The sequence below is a fragment of the Reyranella sp. genome, from assembly GCF_044224635.1.
GTDB lineage: Bacteria > Pseudomonadota > Alphaproteobacteria > Reyranellales > Reyranellaceae > Reyranella.
Genome location: NZ_JBGAKA010000019.1, coordinates 21,976 through 45,283, shown reverse-complemented (window position 1 = coordinate 45,283; position 23,308 = coordinate 21,976). Strand labels below are relative to the sequence as shown.

The window sequence follows — 23,308 nt, the reverse complement described above, 5'->3', positions numbered from 1 at the left end:
CATCGCCAGAAGTTCCAAAGTACACTCGCACCCAGCGTCGATGAGGTCCTTCGCTTCGCTCAGGACGACAGAAAAGTTCGCTGTGGCGAAATCATCTATCGCTAAAGAGCGACGATCAGAAAAGTCACGGGCTCTCAGGGTGAGGAGATTTTGTGGTGCTTCAACCAAAGCAGATCACGCTCTACACCGTAGCCGGCTCGCCGCGCTCGTCGCCGCCGCCATGAAGCCCCAGTGATTTCAGCTTGCGATGCAGCGCCGACCGCTCCATCCCGACGAAAGTCGCGGTGCGCGAGATGTTGCCGCCGAAGCGGGTCACCTGGGCCAGCAGGTACTCGCGCTCGAACACCTCGCGGGCGTCGCGCAAAGGCAGCTGCATGATCTCGCCGCCCTTCTCCCAGCGCAGCACCGACGGCGCGTCCTCGCTGACGTCGCTCGGCAGCACGTCGGCGCGGATCGGTCCGCCGCCTGCCGGCGCCAGGATGAGCAGGCGCTCGATGACATTGCGCAGCTGGCGCACGTTGCCCGGCCAATCGTGACCCTGCAGCGCGGCCAACGTGTCCTCGCCGATGACGCGTGACGGCAGCCCCGTGGCATCGGCGACGCGCTTCAGAAGATCGGCGGCAAGCTCCGGTATGTCCTCGCGGCGTTCGCTGAGCGACGGCACGCGCAGTGCCACCACGTTCAGGCGATGGAAGAGCTCCTCGCGAAAACCTCCCGCGGCGCTCTCCTCCTGCAGGGCGTGCGCAGTCGAGGCAAGGACGCGCACGTCGACCTCGACCCGCGTCTTGCCGCCATTGCGCGTGAACGACTGCTCCTGCAGCACGCGGGCGAGCCGGCTCTGCAGCGGCAGCGGCAAATCGGCGACCTCCTTGAGGACGAGGGTCCCGCCATGCGCCATCTCGAAGGCGCCGGTGACGCGCAGGGCGTCGCTCGCCCCCTCGCCGTCGGTGCCGAACAGCTCGAGCTCCAGGCGCTCGGCCGGCATCGCCGAGCAATTGACCACGACAAACGGCCCGTCGGCCCGCTTCGATCCCTGGTGGATCAGCCGCGCCACGGTTTCCTTGCCGGCGCCCGACGCGCCCGAGATCAGCACCCGGCTGCCGGTCTGCGCCACGCGCTCGATCTGGGAGCGCACGCTGGTGGCGGCGCTCGAGGAGCCGACGAACGTGACCTCGCCGCCGGCGCGGCGGCGCAGCGTGGCGTTTTCCCGCCGCAGGCGGTCCGCCTCGATCGCCCGATCGACGACCAGCAGCAGCCGGTCCGCTTTGAACGGCTTCTCGATGAAGTCGTAGGCACCGGTCTTGATGGCCGACACGGCCGTGTCGATCGTGCCGTGGCCGCTGATCATCACCACCGGCACCGGCGGTTCCTCGCGCCGGATGATCTCCAGGATCTGCAACCCGTCGAGCTCGCTGCCCTGCAGCCATACATCGAGGATCACCAGAGACGGCCGGCGCTGGCGCACGGCATCGATCGCCTCGGTGCTGTTGTGCGCCCGGCGTGCGGTGTGCCCCTCGTCCTCCAGGATGCCGGCGATCAGTGTGCAGATGTCGCGCTCGTCGTCGACGATGAGAATGTCGTGGCCCATGACTCTTCAAGCTGTCCGCGATGCATCAGGCGGATCATTGTGCGGCTGTCGCTTGCGCGCGTGCCGACGCGACTTCCTTCGCGTCCCGCCGAAATACCAGACTGACGCGCGCCCCGCCACCCTCGCGATCATCGAGGGCGAGCAGGCCGCCATGGTCCTCCATGATCTTCTTGACGATGGCGAGACCGAGACCGGTGCCCTTGCTGCGCGTCGTCATGTACGGCTCGGTGAGCCGTTCGCGCCCCTGCTTGGGCAACCCCTTGCCGTTGTCCTCGATGATGACGCGGATGGTGGTGTCGTCGTCGCGCAGGGTAAGCGTGATCTCGCCCGGCGGCAGCGTCTGCCCCGGCGCGGCATCCCTGCCCTCGATCGCCTCGGCGGCATTCTTGAGGATGTTGGTCAGCACCTGGGCCACCTGGCGGCGATCGCAATTGAGCGGCACCGGCCGATCGGGCAGGGTCGACGCGTAGCGAATGTCGGGATTGCCGTTGCGCTGCAGGAAGAGGGCCTGCTGGCAGAGTTCCTTGGCGTCCTCGGCCTTGACCGTCGGCCTGGGCATGCGGGCGAACGAGGAGAATTCGTCGACCATGCGGCCGATATCGCCGACCTGACGGATGATCGTGTCGGTGCAGATCGAGAAGGTCTCCGGATCCTCCTTGATCTGCTTCAGGTAGCGCCGCTTCAGCCGCTCGGCCGAGAGCTGGATTGGCGTCAGCGGATTCTTGATCTCGTGGGCGATCCGCCGCGCCACGTCGCCCCACGCCGCCATGCGCTGGGCCGACATCAGATCGGTCACGTCGTCGAAGGTGACGACGGCGCCGGCATCCGATGCGGCGCTGATGCGCACCAGCAGGATGCGACGCGTGCCGCGCTGCAGGATCTCGATCTGGCCCTGGGTGACCCGATCCGGTCGTTCGGCTGCCTGCTCCGTCAGGGGACCGAGCTCCGGCATCAGGCCGGTCAAAGGCCGGCCGATCACGCCATCCTCCGGCAGCGCCAGGAGCTCGAGCGCCGATCGGTTGTTGCGGGTCACGACGCCCGCAGTATCGACGCTCAGGACGCCAGCCGAGACGCCGGCCAGCACCGCGTCGGTGAGACGGCGCCGCGTGTCGAGCTCCTTGTTGGCATCGACCAGCTCGCCGCGCTGCTGCTCGATCTGGCTGGCCATGCGGTTGAACGAGCGCGCAAGCTGGCCCAGCTCGTCGTTGGGCGGCCCCTCCTCGACCCGGGCCGTCAGGTCGCCGCCACGCACCCGCTCGGCCGCCGACATCAGGCCGCCGATCGGCTCGGTGAGGCGCGAGGCGAACAGAATGGCGAGCCAGACGGCGGCCAGCAGCATCAGCAGGGCAATGGCGCCGCAGACCAGGAACACGATGAGCTGGCCGCGCTGCATCGTCTGCTCGATCTGAGCATAGAACGAGCCGGCGAGCTCGATCTTCTTGATGTAGTCGACGACCCGCAGATCGACGGCATGGCCGGTGACCAGGAACAGGGGTTCGCCGAAGAACAGCTGCATCACGAAGTACGCACCGGTCTGCGACGCCATCTCGACCGGCCCGCCCTGATTGACCGCCTGCCAGATGGTCTGCGCTGTCGGCACCGGATCGGAGCGTCCCTCGGCCCCGGGCGCAACCGCACGGGCGATGACGCCCTTGTCGCCGTCGACATCGACGATGAGCGCCTCGATCATCGGCCGGCCTTCGAGCAACCGCTGCAGCATGCGGTTCATCGTATCGGCATCGGAGAAGCCTTCGACGCCGACGCCCTGCAACGGTCCGGAGATCGCGCCGATGTCGCGCAGGATCTCTTCCTCGCGGGCGCGCCGCACCGGCTCGCCGATCGTCCGCGCCGCCTCGTACGACTCCTTGGCCGGCCGGACGACGAAATCGGTCAGGCTGGTGACCAGCAGCGACAGGAAGACGGCGATGATCAGCGTCGGCGTGATGGTGAAGATGCTGCACACCAGCACCAGCCGCATGTGAAGCCGCGAGCCCGCGGCACCGCGCCGTCGATCGAGCCAGAGCTGAGTCAGGCGCACCGCCAGCACGGCGACCAGCGCGACGGCGATCAGGAGATCGGCGACCAGAAGGCCGGTGATCCAGCCGCGCGTGTTGAGCGCCGTCGGCGCGAAGCCGGCCAGCCACATGTACGTCGCCGCACCGGCCAGCAGCGCCAGGACGCCCAGCGACACGGCAGCAGCCCGCCCGCTCAGCCCGCGGCGGACTGCATTGGTGATGACGCCCAAGCGTGAAACGCCCAGCGCAGCTGTCAACGGATCACCCGCCTCGGCGAACCTGCGGCGTACGTACCACGGGGACGTCGAGGTCCTTTATCTTCTTTCGCAACGTGTTGCGATTGAGCCCCAGGAGGCGGGCGGCGCGCAACTGATTCCCGCGTGTCGCGCCGAGCGCCAGGGACAGCAACGGGCGCTCGACCTCAGAAATGACACGATCGTACATGCCGTCGGGCGGCAGGCGGTCTCCATGGGCGGTAAACAGCGCCTGCAAATGCCGGTCGACCGCGTCGGCCAGCGACAGGTCGGCAGCAGCGCCATCGGTTGCCGGCGAGCCAGGGTCGGCGGCGGCGATGGCGTCGGCCAGCTCGGCCTCGATCGTCTCCACGCCGATGACTTCCTCGGAATAGAGCGCCGACAGGCGGCGCACGAGATTGACCAGCTCGCGCACGTTGCCCGGCCAGCGATGCTGCTTCAGCCGCGCCATGGCCTCGGGCGACAGCACCTTGACCGGCAGCCCGTCGGCGCTCGCCGCCCGCAGGTAGTGGTTGGCGAGCTCGGGAATGTCGTCGAGCCGCTCGCGCAGGGGCGGCAGCCTGATCGGCACGACATTCAGCCGATAGAACAGGTCCTCGCGGAACAGCCCTTGATTGATGAGGCGCCGCAGGTCGCGATGGGTGGCGGCGACGATGCGGACGTTGGCCTTGATCGGCGTGCGGCCGCCGACCGTCATGTACTCGCCTTCCTGCAGCACGCGCAGCAGGCGCGTCTGCGCCTCGGGCGGCATGTCGCCGATCTCGTCGAGGAACAGCGTCCCCCCGGACGCCTGCTCGAACTTGCCGGCCGAGCGCTGGACGGCGCCGGTGAATGCGCCGCGCTCGTGGCCGAACAGCTCGCTCTCGATCAGCTCGCGCGGGATCGCCGCCATGTTGAGCGCCACGAAAGGACCCTTGCGACGCTTGCCGTAATCATGCAGCGCCCGCGCCACCAGCTCCTTGCCGGCGCCCGACTCGCCGGTGACCATCACCGTCAGATCAGTCGACATCAGGCGGGCCAGCGCCCGGTAGATCTCTTGCATGGCCGGCGACCGGCCGATCAGAGGAAGGCGCTCGCCCTCCTCCTGGATCTGCGCGCTGCGCGCCGCCGACGAGGCCGGCGCCGACAGGGCGCGGTTCACCACCGAGATCAGCTCGTTGAGGTCGAACGGCTTGGGCAGGTACTCGAAGGCGCCGCGCTCGTTGGCGCGCACGGCGGTCAATAGTGTCGACTGCGCGCTCATCACGATGATCCGCAGATCGGGCCGCAGCTTGCGGATGCGCGGCACCAGGTCGAGGCCGTTCTCGTCGGGCATGACCACATCGGTGATCACGAGCTGCCCCTCGCCCTCCTGGACCCATTGCCAGAGGGTGGCGGCAGCGCCGGTGCTGCGCACGTTGTGGCCCTGGCGGCCCAGCGCCTGGTGCAGGACCGTTCGGATAGCCCGGTCGTCGTCGGCGACCAGGATGGTGGCGGCGGTGCTCATGACATGCCCTGGGGAAACTGCAACGGCAACATGACCCTGAATACCGTGCGGCCGGGCTCGCTCTCGAACTCGGTGGCCCCGCCGTGGTCGTTGATGATCTTGGCCACCAAGGCAAGACCCAGGCCAGTTCCGGTCGGCTTGTTCGTAACAAAAGCGTCAAAAAGGTGTGCCCGGATCTCCTCCGGGACGCCCCTGCCGTTGTCGCGGACGGATACGACCAGGGGTAGGTTCACCTTGGCCTGCTGGCCCGGCACGGCCAGCCGCAAGCCGTGGCGGTAGGCTGTGGACAACTCGATTTCCCGGTCGCCGTCGCATGGCACCTCGCAGGCATTCTTCACCAGATTGAGGAATACCTGGATGAGCTGATCGCGGTCGCCGTGAACGTCCGGCAGCGAGGGGTCGTAGGTCTCGATGAAGCGCACGCCCTTGCCGAAACCGTTCTGGGCGATGCGGCGCACGTGGTTCAGCACCTGGTGGATATTGATCGGGCTGCGCTCGATCGGCCGGCCGTCGGCGAACGCCTCCATGCGATCGACCAGGGCGACGATGCGGTCGGTCTCCTCGCAGATCAGCCGGGTCAGCTCGCGCTCGGAATCGGGCACGGACTGCTCGATCAGTTGGGCGGCGCCGCGAATGCCGGACAGCGGGTTCTTGACCTCGTGCGCCAGCATGGCGGCGAGCGCGCTCACGGAGCGTGCCGCGCTGCGGTGAGACATCTGTCGATCGATGTTGCGGGCGATCGTCTGCTCGACCAGCGACACCGCGACCAGGCCGTCGCTGTCGACGACCGGCGACAGGCGGAGCGCGCAGAACCGGTTGCCGATGCGCGGCGACACCAGGGTGACGCCATTCTCCGCCACCGCGCCGCCGGTCGCGATGACCTGCTCCAGCAGCGAGAACAGGGGTGCGTCCTCCGGCATGAACTCGCTCAGCGGATGGGCGATCAGGCGGGCCCGTCCGACGCCGAAGAACTGCTCGGCCGAGAGGTTGGCATAATGGATCAAGCCGCTGGCATCGACGACGACGACGGCCTCCGACAGCGAGTCGAGGATCGCGGTCGGAAATTGGCCGCCCAGCGCCGCCGTCCTCTTGAGGGGATGAACGGCCATCCTAGGCAGCCTGCCGATCGAGCACGGGCAGGAAGAAGGCGGCCAGCATGGCGCGCACCTTGTTCGCATCGGCTTCGCGATTCACCGTAGCGCGGAAATCAGCCGAAGCCGGCAGGCCCTTGGAGTACCAGCTGAGATGCTTGCGGGCCATGCGCACGCCCGTGTCCTCGCCGTAGTGGGACAGCATGGCATCGAAGTGCTGGCGGACGATCGCGTACTGCTCGGCCAATGTCGGATCGGCCGTCCGCTCGCCGGTGCGCAGATAGTGGATCACCTGATTGAGGAACCAGGGGCGCCCGTAGGCTCCCCGGCCGATCATGACGCCGTCGGCGCCCGACTGGGTGAGCGCCTGATCGACGGCGTCGAGGCTGTCGATGTCGCCGTTGACGATGACCGGCAAGCGGGTCGCTGCCTTCACCTTGGCGACGAACTGCCAATCGGCGTGGCCGTCGTAGAACTGGCAGCGCGTGCGGCCATGCACCGTCAGCATCTTGATGCCGCACGACTCGGCGATACGCGCCAGGCTGGGGGCATTGCGATTGTTGTCGTCCCAGCCGGTGCGCATCTTCAGCGTGACCGGCAGCTTCACTGCCTTGACCGTCGCCTCGAGAATCTTCGCGGCATGGACCTCGTCACGCATCAGCGAGGAGCCGGCATGGCCGTTCACGACCTTCTTCACCGGGCAGCCGAAATTGATGTCGATCAGGGCGGCGCCGCGATCCTCGTTCAGCTTGGCCGCTTCGGCCATGACCTCGGGCTCACAGCCGGCGAGCTGCACCGACATCGGGAACTCCTCCGGCGAATTCTTCGCCATCAGGAGGGTCTTGCGGTTCTCGCGGACCATGGCTGCTGAGGCGATCATCTCCGACACGACCAGCCCCGCGCCGCCTTGCTTGACCAGGCGGCGGAACGGCATATCGGTGACACCAGACATCGGCGCCAGGATCACGGGATCCTCAAGGCGGACCGGGCCGATGTCGATGGGCTGTAGGCGAGGCGGGCAATCCATGGCGTGTGATCAACAAGTAGGCATCTTGTGCAGTGCACAATAATTGATCGAGCAATAGCGGGTCCCGGCTCCGGGTGCAAGCGTTGGCCGTGCGCCAGATATGCGCCGGTGATAATTAGGCATCCGTGCCAACCTGTACCGTCCTGATCGTCGCTGGGGGCCGCGGCGCCCGCTTCGGCGGCTCACTGCCCAAGCAATATGCCGTTTTTGCGGGCGAACCGGTGCTCCGCCGGTCCGTCATGGCCTTTCGCGGCGCTCCCGGGATCGACGATGTGCAGGTCGTGATCGGGGCCGATGACGACGCGCCCTATCAGGCGGCCGTCGGCGACCTCGACCTGCCGTCTCCGGTCCGGGGCGGCGCAAGCCGCCAGCAGTCGGTGCTGAACGGCCTCGAAGCCCTGGCCGGAAGTCCTCCCGATCTCGTGGCCGTGCACGATGCCGCCCGTCCCTTCGTAAGGCCGACCGACATCGCGGCCTGCCTCGCCGCCCTGGCTGATCCTGAGGTCTGTGGCGCCGTGCTCGGCGTGCCGCTCGCCGATACCCTGAAACGTGCCGATGACGGCGGAGTCATTTCAGCCACCGTTCCGCGTGCCGGCCTATGGCGCGCCCAAACCCCACAGGTCTTTCGCTATCGGCCCCTGCTCGAGGCGCATCGCGCGGCCGCGACGCTGGCCGCAAGCGAGGGCACGGCGCTGACGGACGACGCAGCCGTCGCGGAGCGCGCCGGCCTGCGGGTGGTCATGGTCCGAGGCCATGAGGACAATCGCAAGATCACCACTGCCGAGGACCTCCATCTGACCACAGCCATGGAAACCCGCACCGCCTTCGGCTTCGACGTTCACGGCTTCGGTCCCGGCGAGTCGGTGACCTTGGGCGGCATCGTCATCGCGCATGCCCGCGGGCTTGTCGGACATTCCGACGCCGACGTGGCGCTTCACGCGCTGACCGATGCCGTGCTGGGCACGATCGGCGCCGGCGACATCGGCAAGCATTTCCCGCCGTCCGATCCACAGTGGCGCGGCGTCTCGTCCGACCGCTTTCTGCGCCACGCCGCGGGCCTGCTGCAGGCCGCCGGCGGGCGCATCGTGCATCTCGATCTCACGCTGATCTGCGAGGCGCCGCGTATCGGACCGCATCGCCAGGCGATGGTCGAGGCCATCGCCCGCATCACCGGCGTCGAGCCTGGCCGCGTCAGCGTCAAGGCGACGACCACCGAAGGACTGGGCTTCACCGGCCGCCGCGAAGGCATTGCCGCCCAGGCCGTGGCGACGATAGAGATGCCACGGACTTGAGAGTTCATGGCTGGGAGCGCGCCACTCATGTGCGCTAACTTTTCAGCTCTCCTCCCCAGCTTCGCTGGGGAGGTGTCGCCGTCTTACGGCGACGGAGGGGTCATGAGCCCCAGTCCCGTTGCCCATGACCCCTCCGTCCGCGAAGACGCGGACACCTCCTCAGCGAAGCTGGGGAGGAGAGCCCAAAAGTTAAGTTAGCGCCTATGAGTGGCGTGTTCCCAACCACGAACGCTCGCGGTCCGGAAGAAGAAGAGGGATGAACATGTTCGATCACGAGATGAGGGACGCTGCCGATCGCGTCTTGCAGGCATGCCGCAAGCGCGGGCTCAAGGTGGTGACAGCCGAATCGTGCACGGGCGGCCTCGTCGCCGCGACGCTGACCGCCATCGCCGGATCGTCCGATGTTGTCGAGCGCGCCTTCGTCACGTACGCCAACGAGGCCAAGCGCGAGATGCTGGGCGTACCGTGGGACGCCCTGCTGGGCCACGGCGCGGTGAGCGAGCCCGTGGCACGCGCCATGGCGGCGGGCGCCCTCGCCCGCTCCGCAGCCGATATCTCTGTCTCAGTCACTGGCGTCGCCGGTCCGGGCGGCGGTTCGCCCGACAAGCCCGTCGGCCTGGTTCATTTCGCGGCGGCGCGCTCCGGTTACGACCCCATCGTCGAGCGCCACGTCTTTCCCGGCGATCGCGATGCGATTCGCCGCGTCTCGGTGCTTACGGCGCTTGCGATGCTGGCTGCCCTGGCCGAACGCTAGGCTTGCCATACAATTGCGCGGCGCGGGCCTCGAACGCCGCGACCATGCGGCGGACGGCCTCTGCGAACAGCAGCCTGACGGTCTGCTGCAGCAACAGCGAGCGGAACTCGAACTCGAGCTCGAACTCGATCTCGGTGCCGTCAGCATGCGGATGAAAGGTCCATCGGCTCACCAGCCGATGGAAGGGGCCTTCGATTCCCGTCGTGTCGATGCGGGGGCCGCCGGCGCGATCCGGCGCCAGCTCAACGCGCGACACGAAGCGCTCGTGAAACGGGCCGAAGCCGATCGCCAGCTCGGCGATCTCGGTCTGACCCGTGCGGCTGCGCACCCGGGCCGCCTGGCACCACGGCAGGAACTCGGGATAACGGCGGACATCGGCCACCAGATCGAACAGCTGGCGCGGCGCATAGGCCACCACCCGGCGTTCGGCATGACGGGTCAGCACGTCGCGCTCAGGCCTCGAGATTGGCGGTGCGGGCTGCCCTGAGGCGCGCGAAATCGTCGCCTGCGTGATAGCTCGACCGGGTCAGCGGCGAGGCCGATACCATCAGGAAGCCCTTGGCGCGCGCCAGCACGGCCAGCTCGTCGAACTCGGCCGGCGTCCAGAAGCGATCGAGCGGCGCATGCTTGGGTGTCGGCTGGAGGTACTGCCCGATCGTGAGGAAATCGACATCGGCCGCGCGCAGATCGTCCATCACCTGCAGGATCTCCTCGCGTGTTTCGCCGAGGCCAACCATGAGGCCGGACTTGGTGAAGCTCGCCGGATCGATCTCCTTCACGCGTGACAGCAGGCGCAGGGACGTGAAGTAGCGTGCGCCGGGCCGGATGGTCGGGTAGAGCCGCGGCACGGTCTCGAGATTGTGGTTGAACACGTCGGGCCGCGCCGCGACCACGATCTCGACGGCACCATCCTTGCGCAGGAAGTCGGGCGTCAGGACCTCGATGGTCGTATCGGGCGCCGACTGGCGCAGCGCGCTGATCACCGCGGCAAAATGCGCTGCCCCGCCGTCCGGCAGATCGTCACGATCGACCGATGTCACGACGACGTGGCCGAGGCCGAGCTTGCCGACGGCCTCGGCGATATTCGCAGGCTCGTGCGGATTGAGGGCGCCCGGCTTGCCGGTGGCGACATTGCAGAACGCACAGGCGCGCGTGCAGGTGTCCCCCATGATCATGAAGGTCGCGTGCTTCTGCTTCCAGCACTCGCCGATGTTTGGGCACGCCGCCTCCTCGCAAACAGTGGCGAGCCCGTACTGGCGCATCAGGCGGCGCGTCTCGGCATACTCCGGCGAATTGGGGGCGCGCACCCGGATCCACACCGGCTTGCGCGGAATCGGATTGTCCGGGCGGTGCGCCTTCTCGGGATGGCGCTCGGCCCGGCTCAGCGGAACCTTGTCGATCGAGCCGTCCATCGCCGTCTAGATATGGAGCGTCCGGCCGTAGGCTGCCAGTACCGACTCGTGCATCATTTCCGACAGGGTCGGATGCGGGAACACCGTGGCCATCAGCTCGGCCTCGGTCGTCTCCAGCGTCTTGGCGACGCTGTAACCCTGGATCAGCTCGGTGACCTCGGCGCCGATCATGTGGGCGCCTAAAAGCTCGCCGGTCTTGGCGTCGAAGATCGTCTTGATGAAGCCCTCGGGCTCGCCCAGCGCGATCGCCTTGCCGTTGCCGATGAACGGGAATTTCCCGACCTTGACCTGCAGCCCTTTGGCTTTGGCAGCCGCCTCGGTCAGGCCGATGCTGGCGACCTGCGGCTGGCAGTAGGTGCAGCCCGGGATGTTGTTGGTATTCATCGGGTGCACGCCTTTGACGCCGGCGATCTTCTCGACCACCAGCACGCCCTCGTGCATCGCCTTGTGCGCCAGCCACGGCGGGCCCGCCACGTCGCCGATGGCGTAGACGTTTGGCTCGCCGGTGAAGCCCCAGGCGTCGATCACGATGTGGGTCTTCTCGACTTTGACCTTGGTGCCTTCGAGGCCGAGATTCTCGACGTTGCCGACAATGCCGACGGCGCTGATCACGCGATCGACGGTGATCTCCTGGCTCTTGCCGCCGGCCGTGATGGTGGCCGTCACCTTGTCATTGGCCTTCTTGAGATTGCCGACCGTGGCGCCGGTCAGGATCTTCATGCCCTGCTTCTCGAAGGCGCGCTTGGCGAAGGCCGACACCTCCTCGTCCTCGACAGGCAGGATGCGATCGACGACTTCGGCGACCGTCACCTCGGTTCCCATGGTGCGATAGAAGCTCGCGAACTCGATGCCGATCGCGCCCGAGCCGATCACCAGCAGCGACTTGGGGAAGTCGGGCGGCACCATCGCTTCCTTGTAGGTCCACACCAGCTTGCCGTCCGACTCGAGACCGGGCAGCTGGCGGGCGCGCGCGCCGGTCGCCAGGATCACGTTCCTGGCGGTAAGCATGACGTTGCTCTTGTCGTTCATCGCCACCGCGAGCTTGCGCTGTCCGCCGTCGGTGCCGGCGAGCCTGGCGGTGCCGTCGAACACGGTGATCTTGTTCTTGCGCATCAGCCCTTTGACGCCGTTGCTGAGCTGGTTCGCGACCTTGCGCGAGCGCTCGACGATCTTCTTGGGATCGTAGGCGACCTCCTTGACCGACAGGCCGAAGGAATCGGCATGCTTGATCAGGCTGTAGACTTCGGAGGTGCGCAGCAGCGCCTTGGTGGGGATGCAGCCCCAGTTCAGACAGATGCCGCCCATATGCTCGCGCTCGACGACGGCGGTCTTCATGCCGAGCTGGGCGGCGCGGATGGCGGCGACGTAGCCGCCCGGCCCGCCGCCGACCACGATGATGTCGAAATTCGTCTCGGCCATCGTGCGCTCCTACGCCAGCATCGCCGCCGGTTGCTCGATATAGCCGCGCAGCGTCTGCAGCCATTGCGCGCCCATCGCGCCGTCGACCACGCGGTGATCGACCGCGAGCGTGCAGTTCATCATGGTGCGCACCACGATCTGGCCCTTGCGCACGACCGCCCGCTCCTCGCCCGCCCCGACTGCGAGGATCATGGCCTGCGGCGGGTTGATGATGGCGGCGAAGTCCTTGATGCCGAACATGCCGAGGTTGGAGATCGTGAAGCCGCCGCCCTGGAACTCGTCGAGCTTGAGCTTGCCGGTCTTGGCGCGTGCGGCGAGGTCCTTCATCTCGGTCGCGATCTGCGCCAGGCCCTTCATGTCGGCGCTGCGCACGATCGGCGTGATCAGGCCGCGATCGGTGGCGACGGCAACCGAGATATCGACCGCGCCGTACTGGATCATCTCGTCTTCCGTCCACGCGGCGTTGCACTCGGGATGATCGCGCAAGGCCTTGGCACAGGCCTTGATCACCATGTCGTTGACCGAGACCTTGGTGCCCTTCTTCTCGATCACGGCATTGATGGCCTGACGCGCCGCCAGCAGCGCGTCGATCTCGAGCTCTACCGTGAGATAGAAATGCGGCACGGTCTGCTTGGACTCGAGCATGCGCCGTGCGATGACCTTGCGGATCGACGTGTGCGGCACGCGCGTGTCGCCGGGCGCCACGAATACCGGCTGCGCGCCGGCCGGCACGGGAGCTGGCTTCGCCGCCGGCTTGGCGGCGGGCGGTGCCGCGGCCGGCACCGGCTGAGCCGATTCGACATCGGCTTTCACGATGCGCCCGTTCGGCCCACTGCCCTTGATGCGCGAAAGGTCCAGCCCCTTCTCCGCGGCGATGCGCTTGGCCAGCGGCGAGGCGAAGATGCGGCCGCCGCCGGGCGCAGTGGCCGGAGCGGCCGCTGGCGCCGATGCAGGCTTGGGAGCTGGAGGCGCCGCTGCTGGCGCACTCGCTGGTGGCGTTGCCGGCTTCGCGGCGGCCGGCGTCGGTGCTGCGGCGGCTGGGGCTGGTGCAGCCGCGCGCTTGGGCATCTCGCTCTCGCCTTCTTCGAGCAGGACGGCGATGACGGCATTCACCTTCACGCCCTCGGCGCCTTCCTCGACGACGATCTGGCCGACCTTGCCTTCATCGACCGCCTCGACTTCCATCGTCGCCTTGTCGGTCTCGATCTCGCAAATAACCTGCCCGGACTTCACGGCGTCGCCGACCTTGACGTGCCACTTGGCGAGCTTGCCCTCGGTCATCGTGGGCGACAGCGCGGGCATCAGGATGTTGATGGACATAGCCGCCCCCGCCTCAGCGATTGCAGACCGCGCGCGCGGCCTCGACGATATTCTCGGGCTGCGGCAACGCCATGCGCTCCAGATTGGCGGCGTAGGGCAGCGGCACGTCGAGCCCGTGCACCCGCTTGACCGGTGCGTCGAGCCAATCGAAGGCCTGCTCCATCATCTGGGCGGCGAGCTCGGAGCCGATGCCGGCAAAGGGCCAGCCCTCCTCGACCGAAACCAGGCGGTTGGTCTTCTTCACGGATGCGACGATGGTCTCGGTGTCGAACGGCCGCAGGCTGCGCAGGTTGATGACCTCGGCATCGATGCCCTGCTTGGCGAGTTCCTCGGCGGCAGCTAGCGCCTTGCCGACCATGATCGAGAAAGCCGTGATCGTGACGTCCTTCCCTGCCCGCTCGATCTTGGCCTTGCCGATCGGCAGGATGAACTCGGGATCCTGCGGCACGTCGAACGACTGGCCGTAGAGGATCTCGTTCTCCAGGAAGATCACCGGATTGGGATCGCGGATGGCGGCCTTGAGCAGGCCCTTGGCATCGGCGGCATTCCACGGCGCCAGCACGCGCAGGCCCGGCACGTGGGCGTACCAGCTGGCGTAGCACTGGGAGTGCTGGGCAGCGACGCGCGCGGCCGCGCCATTGGGGCCGCGGAACACGATCGGGCAGGTCATCTGGCCGCCCGACATGTAATGGGTCTTGGCCGCCGAATTGATGATCTGATCCATCGCCTGCATGGCGAAGTTGAAGGTCATGAATTCGACGATCGGCTTCAGGCCGCCGAATGCCGCGCCGACGCCCAGCCCGGCAAACCCGTGCTCGGTGATCGGCGTATCGATCACGCGCCGCGCGCCGAACTCGTCGAGCAGGCCCTGGCTCACCTTGTAGGCGCCCTGGTACTGCGCGACTTCCTCGCCCATCAGGAAGATCTTCTCGTCGCGGCGCATCTCCTCCGCCATGGCGTCGCGCAGGGCTTCGCGCACCGTCATCTGCGTGGTCCCGCCCTTCCATTCCGGCTCAGGCGCCGGAGCGGCGACATGCGGCGCTGCCGGTGCAGTCGCCGCCGCAGACGGCGGCGGTGCCTGCTTGGGAGCCTCGGCCTTGGCCGGCGCCGGTGCGGCGGCGGGAGCGGCCTTGGCGGCGTCGGCGACACTCTCGCCTTCAGCGGCCAGGATGCAGATCGGCGTGTTCACAGCCACGCCTTCGGCGCCCTCTTCGATCAGAATTTGAGCGACCGTGCCTTCGTCGACCGCCTCGACCTCCATGGTCGCCTTGTCGGTCTCGATCTCGCAGATCACCTGGCCCGACTTGACGGCGTCGCCGACCTTGACATGCCACTTGGCAAGCTTGCCCTCCGTCATCGTCGGTGACAGGGCGGGCATCAGAACCGGAATGGACATGGTGATCAGGCCTCGATCAGGACGTCGGTCCAAAGCTCCGACGGATCCGGCTCGGGACTGTGTTGGGCAAACTCTGCGGCATCGTTCACGATCTTGCGGATCTCCGCGTCGATCGTCTTCAGTGCGGCTTCGTCGGCGAGCTTGTCGTCGATCAGCATCTTGCGCACGTGGTCGATCGGGTCGCGCTCGTTGCGGTACCTGTCGACCTCTTCCTTGGTCCGGTACTTCGCGGGATCGCTCATCGAATGACCGCGATAGCGATAGGTCTGCATTTCCAGGATGTAGGGCCCGGCACCGCTGCGGGCGTGCTCGACCGCCTTCTCGCCCGCCGCCCGGACGGCGAGCACGTCCATGCCGTCGACCCGCTCACCCGGGATGCCGAAGGCCTCACCATGCCGGTAGAGCTCGGTGGTCGCCGAGGCGCGCTCGACCGAGGTGCCCATGCCATAGCGGTTGTTCTCGATGATGTAGATGACCGGCAGCTTCCACAGCGCCGCCATGTTCATCGCCTCGTAGACCTGTCCCTGGTTGGCGCTTCCGTCGCCGAAATAGGTCAGGGAGACATTCTTGTCTCCGTTGTACTTGTGGGCGAACGCGAGGCCGGTGCCGATCGGTACCTGGGCGCCGACGATGCCGTGGCCGCCATAGAAATTCTTCTCGCGGCTGAACATGTGCATCGAGCCACCCTTGCCTTTGGAGTAGCCCGAGCCGCGGCCGGTCAGCTCCGCCATCACGCCCTTCGGATCCATGCCCGCTGCCAGCATATGGCCGTGGTCGCGATAGGAGGTGATGATCGCATCCTTGCCGTCGATGGTGGATTGCATGCCGACCACGACCGCTTCCTGGCCGATGTAGAGATGGCAGAAGCCGCCGATCAGCCCCATGCCGTACAGCTGGCCGGCACGCTCCTCGAAGCGCCGAATCAGCAGCATGTCGTGATAGAATGCTTTGAGCTGGTCGGCGCTCACGCTGTTGTCGCCGCTACTGGGCGGTTTGCCTGGCGATTTCGAACCGGCAGAAACAATATCGACCTTGGGCTTGGTGGCCGGCTTCGCCATTCGATCCCCCCACGTTGATCACGTTCGGGCTTATAGCATCGCGTGAGGCGATGTGGTTGATCCAACAGGAAAAACCAGAATGTTGAGCAGTGCGCCGCAGCAATTGAGCGAATGTTTTCGAGCAGACCGGCGCGCTGGACAGTTTCTTTCGGCCGCCCGCAAGGCGAACGGCGTGGCGCTGGTCAGCGAGTCGGGATGAAGACGATGATGTCGTCCTTGCGCGCGTAGTTCAGGAGCACGCGAGCCCGCTCGTCGAGCATGTCGGGATCGAGGCTTTGGTTGCGCAGGGCGGCCACGCGGCGCTCCCAGATTTTCCGCGTCGCCTCGGCCTCGGCGAGGTTCTGCTCCGCGATCAGCACCTCGCGCTGCAGGTGCGCCATGGCCAGCAGTCCGCGATCACCGTTGACGAGGTGATAGCCGAAATATCCGAACACCGTCGCAAAGATGATCGGAGCAAGAATTTGTCGCGGCCGCAACAACATATGCCGATTCCCTAACCCCATAAGGCAACATCTGGTATCCGCTCGTCAAGCGGATTTGAGGCAGGCGGCAACCTTTCATTCTCCTCCCCAGCTTTGCTGGGGAGGTGTCGGCGTCTCCGCCGACGGAGGGGTCAAGGGCACAGGAGGGGTTGCTCATGACCCCTCCGTCCGCGATTACGCGGACACCTCCCCAGCGAAGCTGGGGAGGAGAATGAGATGAGCGCCATCGGAGTGGCGCGGTCCCAGCGAAGAGTCACCGCACCAGCGCAATGCGAACCCGCCGGTTGTGCCGGCCTTTGTTGTCGACCTTGAGGATGCGGATCGGTGGTGAGGCGCCGGTCGAGGCGAGATGGGTGCCGCCGCAGGCCTGGCGGTCGACCCCGGCAATCTCGACGATCCGGATCTTGCCGTCGGGCGTGGGCGGTGGCGCAACAGAGCGGCTGCGAATCAACCCACGCTCCGCCTGCGCCTCCGCCATCGGCACGTAGGCAAAGCTCACAGCGATGTCCTGCCTGATCACGTCGTTGATCGGCCCCTCAAGCGCCCGCAACCGGTCATTGTCGGCACCCGGTACGTCGAAGTCCATGCGTGCGGTGCCGTCGTCGGCCATCTGCACGCCGGTCACCAGCGCACCGTCGAAGCTCTGGAAAACGAACGCGTTCAGGATGTGCGTGCCGGTATGGAGCTGGCGCATGGTCTGGCGAAAGGAAGGATCGACCGCGGCCTCGACGGCCCCGTCGAGCTCGGCCTGGTTGTCCAGGAGATGCCACAGCTTGCCGGCACTGACCTCGAAGCCCATGACCTTGGCTTCGCCGCCCCGCCAGCGCAGCACCCCCCGATCGGCAAGCTGCCCTCCGCCGCCGGGGTAGAAGGGCGTGTCGGCGAGCGTGACCTTGCCGGGCGAGGCGGCGGCGACCGTGGTCTCGACGGTCAAGGCTTCAGGGTAGTCATGGCAATAGAGATGCATGACAGACGCATAGCCGCCGTCGTGCAGCCGATATTGGCGAAAATTGTCAGGCCGCCGCGGCGCGTGCGAACTGGAGCGGCGTGATCCCGTAGCAGCGCTTGAAGTGCTTGGTGAGCGCGCTCTGGTCGTAGAAGCCGACGTCGGCGGCCACCTCGGCAATGGGTTGGGCGTGCCGCAGGTGCCGGCAGGCCGCGCTCAGTCGAACCTGCGTCAGGTAAGCGTGTGGCGTCAGGCCGACCGCCCGCTTGAACAAGCCGATCAGCTGAAACGTCGAAAGGCCGACATCCCGGGCAAGCTCCTCGAGGTGAAGATCCTGCGCGTAGTCGGCGCGCATGCGCCCGGTCGTCCGCGCCAGGAGCGTCCGATCTCGCGGAGCTGGCGCAATTCGGCTGCCGCCACTGCCATGGCGCTGGAACAGCAGGCCGAAGGTACCGACGAGCAGCTCGCGTTCCTGAAAAACGTCGCGCCCGAGCTCGATCGCGCGATGCATGGCCAGGAACCCGCTCACCAGGTCGGCGTCTTCGAACGCATTATTGGTGAAGTACGGCACCTGTTCGATGTCCAGGCAATCGGCCAACCGGCCGAGTGCGAGTTGCGTCAGGTAGAGCGAGCGATATTGCCAGCGCTCGCTGCGTCCCATCCAGCCGGCGTGTGGTTCAGCGGGATTGAAGATGAAGAGCCGCGAGGTCTCGGCGTCCTCGACTTGGCCCCGGCTCTTGATGACCGATCCGCCGTGCTCCGTCACCGCCACGACGAGAGCCTCGTGAGTGTGCGGCGGGTATTCGTGGGTGGTAAAGTCGGCGCGCAGCAGGCTGAGGCCCGGCAAGTGCCGGTCCCACCAGTATCGGGTGACATTCCTCGGGTCGATGCGCGCCACGCCGAAAGGTACCTGCACCATCAATTTTGGCCAATACCCCCCGGCCCTCTCGCGCCTAGCCTGCCGGCATGCTTACCGAATCGCAGCGCCAGGTGCGCGACATGGTGCGTCAGTTCGCCCAACGCGAGCTGGCGCCGACCGCGGGGAGATCGAGACCGGGTCCCGCGCTTTCCGCGGGAGGCATTCCAGCGCATGGCAGAGCTCGGCCTGTTGGGCATGACCGTGCCGGTGGCGTTCGACGGCGCCGGCGTCGATCACGTTTCATACGTTCTCGCCGTGATCGAGATCGCCGCCGCCGATGGCGCGACGTCGACCGCCTTTCAGGTCCACAACTCACTGGTCTGTCAGACCATCCTGCGGCACGGCACGCCCGAGCAGAAGCAACACTATCTGCGTCCCCTCGCCCGCGGCGAGCAGCTCGGTGCCTTTTGCCTCACCGAGCCCGGTGCGGGATCGGACGCCGGCGCGATCACCACGCGCGCCTATCGGCGCGGCAACCGGTTTGCGCTCTGCGGCACCAAGCAATTCATCACCTCAGGAGCCAGCGCCGATCTTGCCCTGGTCTTCGCCGTGACCGATCCGGCCGCCGGCAAGAATGGCATCTCGGCCGGAACGTCCGACATCCAGCGACTCGTCATTGCCCGCGCGTTGGCGGGAGAGACCGAATACCGAGGTGTTTCATGATTGGCCGTATGTGGCGCGGTGAGGCGATCGGTGCGGCAAATGCCGATGCCTATGCCAGGCATCTAAGCGAGACCGTCGTGCCGGAGTTGAGGCATCTCACCGGGTTCCGCGGCGCGCACCTGCTGCGCGAGCAGGCCGACGATCGGATCGAGATCCGGGTCCTCACGCTCTGGGACTCGCGAGCAGCGATTGAAGCCTTTGCCGGCCAGGACATCAGCGTCGCGGTCGTCGAACCCGAAGCCCGCGCCGTGCTCGCCGCCTTCGATGACTTCGCTACTCACTACGAAGTGACGTCGTTCCCGTCGGATGAAGGGTGAGAGCCGACGCTCCACTCTTCTCCTCCCCAGCTTTGCTGGGGAGGTGTCCGCGTCATCGCGGACGGAGGGGTCATAGGCCCCCTCACGTGACTCCTGACCCCTCCGTCGCCGAAGACGGCGACACCTCCCCAGCTTCGCTGGGGAGGAAGATGATGTTACACTCCGCGCAGGATCGATTGGCCGGCGTAGCGTGCCTGGGTGCCGAGCTGTTCCTCGATGCGCAGCAGCTGGTTGTACTTGGCGAGCCGGTCGGACCGCGACAGCGAGCCGGTCTTGATCTGTCCGCAATTAGTCGCGACAGCGAGGTCGGCGATGGTCGAGTCCTCGGTCTCGCCCGAGCGATGCGACATCACGGCGCCGTAGGCCGCACGGCTCGCCATCGAGACGGCTTCCATGGTCTCGGTGAGCGTTCCAATCTGGTTGACCTTGATCAGGATGGCGTTGGCCAGCCCCTCCTTGATGCCCTTGCCCAGGCGCTCCGGATTGGTGACGAACAGGTCGTCGCCGACCAGCTGGATCTTGCTGCCAAGACGCTCGGTGATGGTCTTCCAGCCGGCCATGTCGTCCTCGGCCATGCCATCCTCGATCGAGACGATCGGATAGTGCCGCACCAGCTCGGCGTAGTAGTCGACCATGCCGCCGGCATCGAGCACCTTCTTCTCGCCGACCAGCTTGTATTTGCCGCCGCTGTAGAACTCGGTCGACGCCGGATCGAGGGCCAGCACGATGTCCTCGCCCGGCTTGTATCCGGCGCGCTCTATCGCCTTCATGATGAAGGACAAGGCCTCGTCGGCCGATGCGAGGTTGGGCGCAAAGCCACCCTCGTCGCCCACATTGGTATTGTGACCGGCCTCGCGGAGCTGGCTGCGCAAGGCGTGAAAGACCTCCGACCCCATGCGCAGGGCGTCGGCGAAGCGGTCCGCCTTCACCGGCATGATCATGAATTCCTGGATGTCGATCGGATTGTCGGCATGGACGCCGCCATTGATGATGTTCATCAGCGGCACCGGCAGGATGGAGGCCTGGCTGCCGCCGACGTAGCGGTAGAGCGGCAGGCCGCATTCCCTGGCCGCGGCCTTGGCCACGGCGAGCGAAGCGCCGAGGATGGCGTTGGCGCCGAGCCGGCCCTTGTTGGCCGTGCCGTCGAGCTCGATCAGGGCGCGATCGATCTTGATCTGCTCCAGGGCATCGAGACCGGCCAGCAGATCCATGATCTCGCCGTTCACCGCCTGGACGGCCTTGAGCACGCCTTTGCCGCCGTAGCGCGTCTTGTCGCCGTCGCGCAGCTCGACGGCCTCGTGGGCACCGGTCGAAGCGCCCGATGGAACGGCCGCCCGGCCCATCACGCCGCTGTCCAGCTCGACCTCGACCTCGACCGTCGGATTGCCCCGGCTGTCGAGAATTTCACGCGCGCGGACTTCGGCAATGGCACTCATGGAAACGACTCCTGTTGGGCGCGGCCTGTCTACCCAGCCGGGGGATGGGGAGCAAGTGACGGGGCTGCGGCAGTTTTCTATAGTCCGGCCAACATCCAGACCCTCTGACCATTGCGGGAGCGAGGCCATGCCCGATCAGACCCACATTCAGCAGACCGTCGCACCCGTGGAGCGCCGCGTCGACGCCATCCAGGATGCGCTCGAGGAGCGTGGCCTGAAGGCCGGCGCCTTCGTCGAGGAGTTCAAGCACCTGGCCGAAGAGCAATGGGTGCCGGAGAACGGTGCCCGCGTCGTCGCCAGGGCGTGGACTGACCCTGCCTTCAAGCAGCGCCTGATGGCCAACGGCCGCGATGCCGTGGCCGAGCTCGGCCTCTCCATGCCGGCCCATCATCGCCATCTGGTGGTGCTCGAGAACACGCCGACGGTGCACAACGTGATCTGCTGCACGCTGTGCTCGTGCACCGCCTTCTCGATCATCGGCCTGCCGCCCGACTGGTACAAGGATCTCGAGTATCGCGCCCGCGTTGTGCGCCAGTCGCGCACCGTGCTGAAGGAGATGGGACTCGACCTGCCGCACGAGATGGAGATCCGCGTGTGGGATACGACGGCGGATACCCGCTACATGGTGCTGCCGGTGCGGCCGGCCGGGACCGAAGGCTGGCCGGAGGACAAGCTCGCCAAGCTCGTCACCAAGGATTCGATGATCGGCGTCGCCCGCCTGTAGGACCGGAGAGGCTCATGGACGGCATGCACGATCTCGGCGGCAAGCAGGGCTTCGGCCGGGTCCGCTACTCGCTCAAGGCCCAGACATTCCACGAGCCGTGGGAGAAGCGGGTCAACGCGCTCTACTCGCTTGCGGTGAAGCTCGGCATCTTCAACATGGACGAGTACCGCCATGCGATCGAGCGCATGGAGCCGCGACATTACCTGTCGGCGAGCTACTACGAGCGCTCGCTGACCAGCCTGGCGACGCTGTGCGTCGAGAAGGGAATCGTGACGCGCGAGGAGCTGGAGCGCCGCGCTCAGGGACAGTTTCCGCTGTCCTCGCCGAGCGCTCCCGGCCGCGGCAATGTCGACGGTCGCCAGCGCCTCCAGCCTGGTGACCGCGTCCGCGTGCGAGCCGACTACGTGCCCGGCCATGTTCGCATGCCCGGCTACATTCGCGGCAAGACCGGCGTGGTCGTGGGCGTATCCCCCGCCTACCCGTTCCCCGATGCCCACGCCCACGGCGTCGAGGCGGTCGACGAGCCGACTTACGACGTCCGCTTCAACGCCGAGGAGCTGTGGCCCAACTCCGCCGACCCGGCCTTCGTCCATGTCGGCGTGTTCGAGAGCTATCTGGAGCGGATGGACTGACCCATGTCATCCCCCTCCCCAGCGGAGCTGGGGAGGTGTCCGCGTAATCGCGGACGGAGGGGTCAGAGGCATCAGGTCGGGTTGCTCATGACCCCTCCGTCGCCGAAGACGGCGACACCTCCCCAAGCTACGCTTGGGGAGGAACTTGAGGTCGTTCAGCGCCAGGCGCTGCGCAGCGACTGGTCGGTCTTCCACTTCTCGACGGCGGCGACGTCGTCGCAGGAGAGGACCTGCGGGTTCTTGCGCGGGTTGCCTTCGATCCAGGCGAACATCAGGCATTGCGAGAAGGTCGCGTCGCCCTGCCTGGTCTGGAAGTTGATCTCGCTCGACACGGCGGCGCCGGCCTTGGCCTCGCCGTAGTCGTCGATCGCCGGGGTGATGTCGCCGATCGCCCGGCCCGCCGCCTTGTTGTCGGCGTACCATTTGGCGAAGGCCGCGAATTGCTCGCCGGCGATCCCCTTCCCGTCGGCTGCGACATAGGCCTTGAGATCGCGGATCAGGGCCTGGCTCGCCGCCTCGGCCTTGGGCTCGGCGGCCTTGCGCCGTTCGGCGAGCCTGGCCTGCAGCGATTTCAACGCATCGGCGTTCGACGGTGCGGCAGGTGAAAGCGGTGTCGGCGTGGCAGTCTGGGTCGGCGGCTCAATGCGCCGGATCGGCGCACGGGTCGCTTCGGCGTTGAGCTGTTGCGCCTCCTGCGGCGTCAGCTTGCCGACCGGCGGAGTTCCGCGGCCTTTCTGCCAGTCGCCAATCGCCTTCTGCGTGGCGTCGGACTGCAGGTTGCCGTCGATCGGCCCGTTGTACTTGTCGAGTGTTCGCAACGATTCCTGGATCTTCTTGCGCTCGGCTTCAGAGCCTTGCAGCACCGTCGCGTAGTCGGGCGCCGGGGCTGCCGGGTGAGCCGGACGGGTCACCGTGACAGAAGGCGCGGCCGGCGGCGCTGCGGGTGGTGCGCCGCCACCCTGATGGCAGGCAGCCGGGTTCTGGAAACAGCGCTCGACCTCGCCGGCACTCTGGGCAAGCGCCGCGACGGGCAGCGCCGCCGCCAGGGCGAACAAGGCAAAGGTGCTGCGTCGCATG

Annotated in this window: 22 protein-coding genes; 6 read left to right on the top strand and 16 right to left on the bottom strand. The window is 66.9% G+C overall.

Features of this window, described 5'->3' with window-relative positions; all coding sequences use genetic code 11:
* Positions 1-181: 181 nt before the first annotated feature.
* Genes ACILR9_RS17965 through dusB form a run of 5 tightly spaced genes read right to left on the bottom strand, consistent with a single transcriptional unit; the run spans position 182 to position 7,461 of the window.
* On the bottom strand, positions 182-1,588 hold the full coding sequence (locus tag ACILR9_RS17965) for a sigma-54-dependent transcriptional regulator (protein ID WP_395711324.1): 1,407 nt from the start codon (positions 1,586-1,588) through the stop codon (positions 182-184).
* A 34-nt stretch (positions 1,589-1,622) separates the two neighbouring features.
* Entirely contained in the window at positions 1,623-3,860 is a 2,238-nt protein-coding gene (locus ACILR9_RS17960; RefSeq protein WP_395711323.1) for an ATP-binding protein, read from the bottom strand.
* Positions 3,861-3,864: 4 nt separating this feature from the next.
* On the bottom strand, positions 3,865-5,343 hold the full coding sequence (ntrC, locus tag ACILR9_RS17955) for a nitrogen regulation protein NR(I) (RefSeq protein ID WP_395711322.1): 1,479 nt from the start codon (positions 5,341-5,343) through the stop codon (positions 3,865-3,867).
* On the bottom strand, positions 5,340-6,452 hold the full coding sequence (locus ACILR9_RS17950) for a nitrogen regulation protein NR(II) (RefSeq protein WP_395711321.1): 1,113 nt from the start codon (positions 6,450-6,452) through the stop codon (positions 5,340-5,342). Before ACILR9_RS17950 ends, ntrC begins: the two co-directional genes overlap by 4 nt.
* A 1-nt stretch (position 6,453) precedes the next feature.
* The gene (gene dusB / locus ACILR9_RS17945; protein ID WP_395711320.1) at positions 6,454-7,461 is read right to left on the bottom strand and encodes a tRNA dihydrouridine synthase DusB; all 1,008 of its coding nucleotides are present in this window, start codon (positions 7,459-7,461) and stop codon (positions 6,454-6,456) included.
* Between the two features lie 125 nt (positions 7,462-7,586).
* Between dusB and ACILR9_RS17940 the strand changes: the two genes are divergently transcribed.
* On the top strand, positions 7,587-8,753 hold the full coding sequence (locus tag ACILR9_RS17940; protein WP_395711319.1) for a bifunctional 2-C-methyl-D-erythritol 4-phosphate cytidylyltransferase/2-C-methyl-D-erythritol 2,4-cyclodiphosphate synthase: 1,167 nt from the start codon (positions 7,587-7,589) through the stop codon (positions 8,751-8,753).
* A gap of 262 nt (positions 8,754-9,015) precedes the next feature.
* On the top strand, positions 9,016-9,507 hold the full coding sequence (locus ACILR9_RS17935; protein WP_395711396.1) for a CinA family protein: 492 nt from the start codon (positions 9,016-9,018) through the stop codon (positions 9,505-9,507).
* Here the strand turns inward: ACILR9_RS17935 and ACILR9_RS17930 are convergent.
* The 9 genes from ACILR9_RS17930 to ACILR9_RS17890 all read right to left on the bottom strand — a co-directional run bounded on the left by ACILR9_RS17930 (position 9,467) and on the right by ACILR9_RS17890 (position 18,438).
* A complete protein-coding gene (locus ACILR9_RS17930) occupies positions 9,467-9,952 on the bottom strand; it encodes a type II toxin-antitoxin system RatA family toxin (RefSeq protein ID WP_395711318.1) in 486 nt (161 codons plus the stop codon). The genes ACILR9_RS17935 and ACILR9_RS17930 overlap by 41 nt on opposite strands.
* Before the next feature lie 7 nt (positions 9,953-9,959).
* Positions 9,960-10,919, bottom strand: coding sequence for a lipoyl synthase (lipA, locus tag ACILR9_RS17925; protein WP_395711317.1), 960 nt, complete (start codon positions 10,917-10,919; stop codon positions 9,960-9,962).
* Between the two features lie 6 nt (positions 10,920-10,925).
* Complete coding sequence (gene lpdA, locus ACILR9_RS17920) at positions 10,926-12,338, bottom strand: dihydrolipoyl dehydrogenase (RefSeq protein ID WP_395711316.1); 1,413 nt, start codon at positions 12,336-12,338, stop codon at positions 10,926-10,928.
* Positions 12,339-12,347: 9 nt separating this feature from the next.
* On the bottom strand, positions 12,348-13,658 hold the full coding sequence (locus ACILR9_RS17915; RefSeq protein WP_395711315.1) for a pyruvate dehydrogenase complex dihydrolipoamide acetyltransferase: 1,311 nt from the start codon (positions 13,656-13,658) through the stop codon (positions 12,348-12,350).
* 13 nt (positions 13,659-13,671) lie between these two features.
* Complete coding sequence (locus ACILR9_RS17910) at positions 13,672-15,054, bottom strand: pyruvate dehydrogenase complex E1 component subunit beta (protein WP_395711314.1); 1,383 nt, start codon at positions 15,052-15,054, stop codon at positions 13,672-13,674.
* A gap of 5 nt (positions 15,055-15,059) precedes the next feature.
* Positions 15,060-16,112: a pyruvate dehydrogenase (acetyl-transferring) E1 component subunit alpha gene (pdhA, locus tag ACILR9_RS17905; protein ID WP_395711313.1), complete on the bottom strand. Its 1,053-nt coding sequence runs from the start codon at positions 16,110-16,112 to the stop codon at positions 15,060-15,062.
* A 182-nt stretch (positions 16,113-16,294) separates the two neighbouring features.
* Positions 16,295-16,594, bottom strand: a complete 300-nt coding sequence (locus ACILR9_RS17900) for a septum formation initiator family protein (protein ID WP_395711312.1) — start codon at positions 16,592-16,594, stop codon at positions 16,295-16,297.
* 253 nt (positions 16,595-16,847) lie between these two features.
* The gene (locus tag ACILR9_RS17895; protein WP_395711311.1) at positions 16,848-17,561 is read right to left on the bottom strand and encodes an alanyl-tRNA editing protein; all 714 of its coding nucleotides are present in this window, start codon (positions 17,559-17,561) and stop codon (positions 16,848-16,850) included.
* A gap of 46 nt (positions 17,562-17,607) precedes the next feature.
* Entirely contained in the window at positions 17,608-18,438 is an 831-nt protein-coding gene (locus ACILR9_RS17890) for a helix-turn-helix domain-containing protein (RefSeq protein WP_395711310.1), read from the bottom strand.
* 192 nt (positions 18,439-18,630) lie between these two features.
* Between ACILR9_RS17890 and ACILR9_RS17885 the strand changes: the two genes are divergently transcribed.
* Positions 18,631-19,122, top strand: coding sequence for an acyl-CoA dehydrogenase family protein (locus ACILR9_RS17885; protein WP_395711309.1), 492 nt, complete (start codon positions 18,631-18,633; stop codon positions 19,120-19,122).
* Positions 19,119-19,439 carry an antibiotic biosynthesis monooxygenase gene (locus ACILR9_RS17880; protein WP_395711308.1) on the top strand — a complete coding sequence of 107 codons (321 nt, stop codon included), beginning with the start codon at positions 19,119-19,121 and terminating at the stop codon, positions 19,437-19,439. Before ACILR9_RS17885 ends, ACILR9_RS17880 begins: the two co-directional genes overlap by 4 nt.
* A 155-nt stretch (positions 19,440-19,594) precedes the next feature.
* Here the strand turns inward: ACILR9_RS17880 and eno are convergent, their stop codons facing one another.
* Positions 19,595-20,875 carry a phosphopyruvate hydratase gene (gene eno / locus ACILR9_RS17875; protein ID WP_395711307.1) on the bottom strand — a complete coding sequence of 427 codons (1,281 nt, stop codon included), beginning with the start codon at positions 20,873-20,875 and terminating at the stop codon, positions 19,595-19,597.
* Between the two features lie 127 nt (positions 20,876-21,002).
* Between eno and nthA the strand changes: the two genes are divergently transcribed.
* Together nthA and nthB are read left to right on the top strand one after the other, a co-directional pair.
* Positions 21,003-21,599 carry a nitrile hydratase subunit alpha gene (nthA, locus tag ACILR9_RS17870; RefSeq protein WP_395711306.1) on the top strand — a complete coding sequence of 199 codons (597 nt, stop codon included), beginning with the start codon at positions 21,003-21,005 and terminating at the stop codon, positions 21,597-21,599.
* Between the two features lie 14 nt (positions 21,600-21,613).
* On the top strand, positions 21,614-22,231 hold the full coding sequence (gene nthB, locus ACILR9_RS17865) for a nitrile hydratase subunit beta (RefSeq protein ID WP_395711305.1): 618 nt from the start codon (positions 21,614-21,616) through the stop codon (positions 22,229-22,231).
* Positions 22,232-22,386: 155 nt separating this feature from the next.
* Here nthB and ACILR9_RS17860 read toward each other — a convergent pair whose 3' ends face one another.
* Positions 22,387-23,307, bottom strand: a complete 921-nt coding sequence (locus ACILR9_RS17860) for a peptidoglycan-binding domain-containing protein (protein ID WP_395711304.1) — start codon at positions 23,305-23,307, stop codon at positions 22,387-22,389.
* Position 23,308: the final 1 nt, after the last annotated feature.

Excerpts from the sequence above, each read along its gene's own strand:
- nthB (WP_395711305.1), top strand. The coding sequence starts at position 21,614 with ATGGACGGCATGCACGATCTCGGCGGCAAGCAGGGCTTCGGCCGGGTC.
- ACILR9_RS17935 (WP_395711396.1), top strand. The coding sequence starts at position 9,016 with ATGTTCGATCACGAGATGAGGGACGCTGCCGATCGCGTCTTGCAGGCA.
- eno (WP_395711307.1), bottom strand. The coding sequence starts at position 20,875 with ATGAGTGCCATTGCCGAAGTCCGCGCGCGTGAAATTCTCGACAGCCGG.
- pdhA (WP_395711313.1), bottom strand. The coding sequence starts at position 16,112 with ATGGCGAAGCCGGCCACCAAGCCCAAGGTCGATATTGTTTCTGCCGGT.
- ACILR9_RS17910 (WP_395711314.1), bottom strand. The coding sequence starts at position 15,054 with ATGTCCATTCCGGTTCTGATGCCCGCCCTGTCACCGACGATGACGGAG.
- dusB (WP_395711320.1), bottom strand. The coding sequence starts at position 7,461 with ATGGATTGCCCGCCTCGCCTACAGCCCATCGACATCGGCCCGGTCCGC.
- ACILR9_RS17885 (WP_395711309.1), top strand. The coding sequence starts at position 18,631 with ATGGCAGAGCTCGGCCTGTTGGGCATGACCGTGCCGGTGGCGTTCGAC.
- lpdA (WP_395711316.1), bottom strand. The coding sequence starts at position 12,338 with ATGGCCGAGACGAATTTCGACATCATCGTGGTCGGCGGCGGGCCGGGC.
- ACILR9_RS17965 (WP_395711324.1), bottom strand. The coding sequence starts at position 1,588 with ATGGGCCACGACATTCTCATCGTCGACGACGAGCGCGACATCTGCACA.
- ntrC (WP_395711322.1), bottom strand. The coding sequence starts at position 5,343 with ATGAGCACCGCCGCCACCATCCTGGTCGCCGACGACGACCGGGCTATC.
- lipA (WP_395711317.1), bottom strand. The coding sequence starts at position 10,919 with ATGGACGGCTCGATCGACAAGGTTCCGCTGAGCCGGGCCGAGCGCCAT.
- ACILR9_RS17880 (WP_395711308.1), top strand. The coding sequence starts at position 19,119 with ATGATTGGCCGTATGTGGCGCGGTGAGGCGATCGGTGCGGCAAATGCC.
- ACILR9_RS17900 (WP_395711312.1), bottom strand. The coding sequence starts at position 16,594 with ATGTTGTTGCGGCCGCGACAAATTCTTGCTCCGATCATCTTTGCGACG.
- ACILR9_RS17860 (WP_395711304.1), bottom strand. The coding sequence starts at position 23,307 with ATGCGACGCAGCACCTTTGCCTTGTTCGCCCTGGCGGCGGCGCTGCCC.
- ACILR9_RS17950 (WP_395711321.1), bottom strand. The coding sequence starts at position 6,452 with ATGGCCGTTCATCCCCTCAAGAGGACGGCGGCGCTGGGCGGCCAATTT.
- nthA (WP_395711306.1), top strand. The coding sequence starts at position 21,003 with ATGCCCGATCAGACCCACATTCAGCAGACCGTCGCACCCGTGGAGCGC.
- ACILR9_RS17915 (WP_395711315.1), bottom strand. The coding sequence starts at position 13,658 with ATGTCCATCAACATCCTGATGCCCGCGCTGTCGCCCACGATGACCGAG.
- ACILR9_RS17895 (WP_395711311.1), bottom strand. The coding sequence starts at position 17,561 with ATGCATCTCTATTGCCATGACTACCCTGAAGCCTTGACCGTCGAGACC.